The organism is Streptosporangium sp. NPDC006013 (assembly GCF_040614275.1).
GTDB lineage: Bacteria > Actinomycetota > Actinomycetes > Streptosporangiales > Streptosporangiaceae > Streptosporangium.
The window spans coordinates 1-4,513 of sequence record NZ_JBEXUE010000661.1; the positions used below are offsets into that span (position 1 = coordinate 1).

Genomic DNA, 4,513 nt, shown 5'->3' on the forward strand with positions numbered 1-4,513 from the left:
GGTCGATGGGGCCGCAGGTGCATGGGGAACCTTGGTGTGACCGATGCCGGGCGGTGGGTTCGGCGGGGATCTCCACCGGCACGCTCTCCTGTGCCCAGCGGTCCAGGCGCAGGGCCATTCCGGTCGCGAAGTTCTCGCCGGCCGGGGTCAGCCGCCCACTGCCGAGCAGGGTGCCGGTCACCAGGTGAGCCGCCTCGCGCCAGCGGAAGAACTCCGAGCTCGCGCGCAGGGCCGCCGCCCCGGTCTCCAGGTGGCGCTGGCGCATCCAGAAGCCGGCCACGCCCAGGAAGGCGTAGGCCCCCTGGAGCAGGCCGGGAACGGGGCGGGGATCATCGCGCCAGGGAGCGTAGTAGCGCCTGCCGTCGTCGGGAAGGGTCAGGGGGACCAGGTCGAGCAGGGCCGAGAGCTTCGCGTGCTGCGTCTCGTGGGTCAGGGTGACCGCGAACGTGGCGGCGTCCGGCGGCGTCGACAGGGCCACGCAGCCGTACGTCTCGCCGGATGTCGAGCTCGACTGGCCCCGGGCCGGGGCGACCAGCGGGGTGAGGACCGTGATCGCCGTGACGACCTCATCGGCCACGGCGCGGTGGTGGCGCACCAGCAGATGCCACGCTCCCTCCAGCGTCGACTGCCAGCGCTCGGTCTCGGCCTCGGTCAGACGCCCGCCGATGTTCGTGGTCTCCGGCATCCGGTACGGGTCGAGGTCGTCGATGACCAGGTGGAGCGGCACGCCGTCCACCTCGGTGGAGAGCGATCGCAGGCCTCTCCACCCGGGAGCGTCCCGGCCCGGGTCGCGCGGGACGGTGACGATGACCCCGTCCGCGGTGACCTCGGCACCGCCCTCGGCACACTCCACCGTGGCCCACGAGACGGTCGGCGACAGGACCGCCTGGCCCAGAGAGGGCAGCGTGACGACCCCCTCCACCGCGGGCACGTCGATGTCGCAGGCCGTGCCCGAACGGATCGCCGCCGCGGCGGCGAGCGCGGCGAGCTGCCCCGGTGCCGCGTCCTCGGCGTGCGCGTCGAGCCTCTTGATCGTCCGCCGCGCCCAGGCGCCCACCGAGGGATGGCGCAGAACGGTGCCGACGGCGCCGGGATGACGGCGCTGTACCGTGGCGAGCAGGTCGTAGGCGCGGCGGGTGACGGCGGCGTCCGGGTGGCCGTTCGCGCGCGCGGCCTCCAGCACCCCCCGTACGAGAAGCACGTGCTTGCTGTGCTGCGCCGCGGAGAGCTTGGCGACCGCGGCGGCGCCGCCACCGCCGGCGGCGAGCTTGGAGAACACCCCGGCCGTGATCCGGTGCTCACGCAGGTTCATCGTGTCCCTTCCCCGTCGTTTCGATCGAGCCGACAGATCGGCCTCGACAGTGCTCTTGACGTGCTCGATGAGTCGGAGCAGGTCGGGGGAGTAGACGGAGGGGTTGGCGAAACCATGGCCGGAGCGGTAGCGGTGGGCGTACAACCCTCCTCCGCAGATCCGTGACACCGGGCAGGCCCGGCAGGTGGGGCACAGGGCCAGTTCGCCGATCTGGCGGGCGGCGATCGAGGGAAGGAGCAGGGCGTCGTCGAAGGAGTCACGTGTCACGTGCAGCCCGGTCTCGGGGGCTCCCTGGTAGGCCGACTTCAGCACGTCCGACTGCTCGATGCCGCCGTCGGTCTCCACCACCACCATCCCCGCGGGGGACAGGCCTATCTGCTCGCTCGACGACGAACCGCCGAGCAGCACGTGGATGATCTCGCCGAACAGCCGGACCCGGGTGGGCCTGCGCGCCGCGCCGTACCACCGGTCGAAGATCGGGATGAGCCAGTCCGCGTACGGTGTCGTCTCCTCGTGGGGGAGCCGGCCGGCCGGGGGCGCCGACCAGTTGCCGTGCGGGAGCAGGAAGTCGACGGCCGGTGGGTCGAAGGCGAGGAGCGCCTCGTAGACCCCGATCGGGTCGTTTCTGAGGTCGACGGTGCACAGCAGGCCGCTGAAGAGATGCCTGAAGGTGGGCGAGGTCAGCAGCCGGAGGGCTCGGGACACCTCGGCATGGCTGCCGCGGCCGCCTGCGCGCCTGCGGCTGCGGTCGTGCATCGTCTCGTCACCGTCGAGGCTCACCCCGACCCGGATGTCCAGTTCGTCGAGGAGCCGCAGGTAGCTCTCGTCCAGGCGTAGCCCGTTGGTCTGCAGGCTGGCCCTGACCCGGGTGTCGGCGGCCGCCGAACGGATCCGGGTGACGATCTCGCGGATCGCCTCGGGGCCGGCGAGCAGTGGCTCGCCCCCGTGCAGGATGATCTCGATGTCGCGCAGGCCGTGACGGTGGGCGTGCTCGGCGATTCTCGCGGCGGTGGCGGCGACGGTCTCCCGTGACATTTGTTTCGGGCGTGTCAGCCACGACGAATCGGCCATTTCGTACATATAGCAATATTTGCAGGCGAGATCGCACCTGCTGTGGATCTTCAGGATGAACTGCCGGAACGGTGTCGGTCTCCAGCCGTCGGCCATCAGCCTGCCGATGTCGAGAGTCGACGGCCACTCGCGCACCGCTGATCAGCCCCCTGATGAGACCACGTTATGTGATGCCCGAAAGATGCTTCCACGATAGATGATGGCCGGCCGCCGTTCCAGAGACGGATGAAACCCTTCGGTCATGTCGCGGAGACCACTGTTTGTAAGCCTGGAACTTGACTATTTGGGCAAACTCATGCCAGATAGGAAATGGCGCAAGAGAGGTGTGCCGCGTTTGCCTGAGAAACTTGACCCCATAATCCCGTCACCCAGAAGCGTGTTCCCGGCGACGCTCGATGTCAGGGGATTGCTGGAATCAGGGTGGCGACCGGCGGCTTTCCGGCAGTTCATCTTGAAGATCCACAGCAGGTGCGACCTCGCCTGTCGCCACTGCTACGTCTACGAGATGGCGGACCAGTCCTGGCGGGCACAGCCGAGGCGCATGTCGGAGGCGATCGTCGACCGCACGGCGAAGCGCATAGCCGAGCACGCGCTCACCCACGAGCTGGCCGAGGTGGAGGTCGTTCTGCACGGCGGTGAGCCCCTTCTGGCCGGGCCGGATCTCATCTCCTACGCGGTGCGCACCATCAGGGGGGCCGCCGCCGACGTCGGGACCCGCGTCCACGTCGGTGTGCAGACCAACGGGCTGCGCCTGGACGAGAGCTACCTGCGGCTCTTCGACAGCCTGGAGATCCGGGTCGGGGTGAGCCTGGACGGCTACGCGGAGGGTCACGACCGGCACCGGCGCCACGCGGACGGCAGGGGAAGTCACGCGAAGGTGGCGGCCTCGCTTCGCAGGCTGACCGGCGGTCCCTTCCACCACCTGTTCAGCGGCCTGCTGTGCACCGTCGACGTCCGCAACGATCCGCTGGCGACCTACGAGGCGCTTCTGGAGTTCGATCCCCCGGCCGTCGACTTCCTGCTCCCGCACGGCAACTGGTCCACCCCGCCGCCCTTCCGCGTTCCGGAGGCGGAAGTGACACCGTACGCCGACTGGCTCATCCCGATCTTCGACCGCTGGTACGGATCGGCCGCCGACCAGACGGAGGTCCGGCTGTTCCGCGAGATCATGCGCCTGCTGACGGGAGGCGCCTCGCGCAGCGAGACCGTGGGACTCTCACCCGCCCGGATGGCCGTGGTGGAGACCGACGGCAGCATCGAGCAGTCGGACATCCTGAAGTCCAGTTACCACGGGGCGGCCGCGACCCGCCTGCACCTGCTCCGCGACTCGTTCGACGCCGCGCTCACCCACCCGTCCATGGCGGCCAGGCAGATCGGCGAGCTCGGGCTGGCACCGGTCTGCCTGGCCTGTGACATCCACTCGGTCTGCGGCGGCGGGCTGTACGCGCACAGATACAGCGAGGCCGCCGGCTTTCTGGGACCTTCGGTCTACTGCCCCGACCTGTACCGGCTGATCACCCATATCCGCACCCGGCTCGCGCGGGATGTCGACAGGCTGAAGGGAAGCCGATGAGGCACGGTTCGCAGCAGGTGTCCGACAAGACGTTTCTCACGCTGGCGGCCGGTGAGGGCGGTGCCGGCGCCGTGGCCGAGCTGCGGGCCGCGCAGCGCGCCAGGAACAGGGTGCTGGTGCGAGGTGTCGTCGGCGAGGCGCGGTCGGCCGGGCATCCCGGTGCCGCCCTGGCGATGCGCGCCTACGGCCTGCTGGCCGATCTGGAGGGGCAGGCGGACGAGGAGGTCGAGCGCCTGCTGAGGTATCCGGCGGTGGGGGCGTGGGCGTGGCGGACCTGCCGGTCCCTGCGGAGCGGGGATGACAGCCGCGACGATCCCGCGCAGCTGGGCGCACTGGCCGTGGTGGTCGCGGTGCGGGCCCGGATCCGGTGCCGGGTCCGGCTGCCCGTCCGCGACGGCACGATCATGCTGCCGTCCCTGGGGCGCCTCACTCTCCCCGCCGGTGCGCCGGCCACGGTCGACGTCGAGGTGCGGCCGGACGGGGACGGCGCCGAACTCGACGCCGGCGGCCTGACCCCGGCAGGGCGTGGCTGAGGTAGCCGAGACGATCGAGCAGTG

At 70.5% G+C, this 4,513-nt stretch carries 3 protein-coding genes; 2 read left to right on the top strand and 1 reads right to left on the bottom strand.

The genetic code is table 11. The features are described from left to right. Window positions 1-2,479 (bottom strand): FxsB family cyclophane-forming radical SAM/SPASM peptide maturase (locus ABZ260_RS47270; protein ID WP_355631492.1); only part of this gene is annotated, 2,479 nt, incomplete at its 3' end. A gap of 280 nt (window positions 2,480-2,759) precedes the next feature. Here ABZ260_RS47270 and ABZ260_RS47275 point away from each other — a divergent pair. Together ABZ260_RS47275 and ABZ260_RS47280 are read left to right on the top strand one after the other, a co-directional pair. After that, window positions 2,760-3,956, top strand: a complete 1,197-nt coding sequence (locus ABZ260_RS47275) for an FxsB family cyclophane-forming radical SAM/SPASM peptide maturase (RefSeq protein WP_355631495.1) — start codon at window positions 2,760-2,762, stop codon at window positions 3,954-3,956. Further along, window positions 3,953-4,489 carry a hypothetical protein gene (locus ABZ260_RS47280; protein WP_355631489.1) on the top strand — a complete coding sequence of 179 codons (537 nt, stop codon included), beginning with the start codon at window positions 3,953-3,955 and terminating at the stop codon, window positions 4,487-4,489. The genes ABZ260_RS47275 and ABZ260_RS47280 overlap by 4 nt, the downstream gene beginning before the upstream one ends. The last annotated feature ends 24 nt before the right edge of the window (window positions 4,490-4,513 follow it).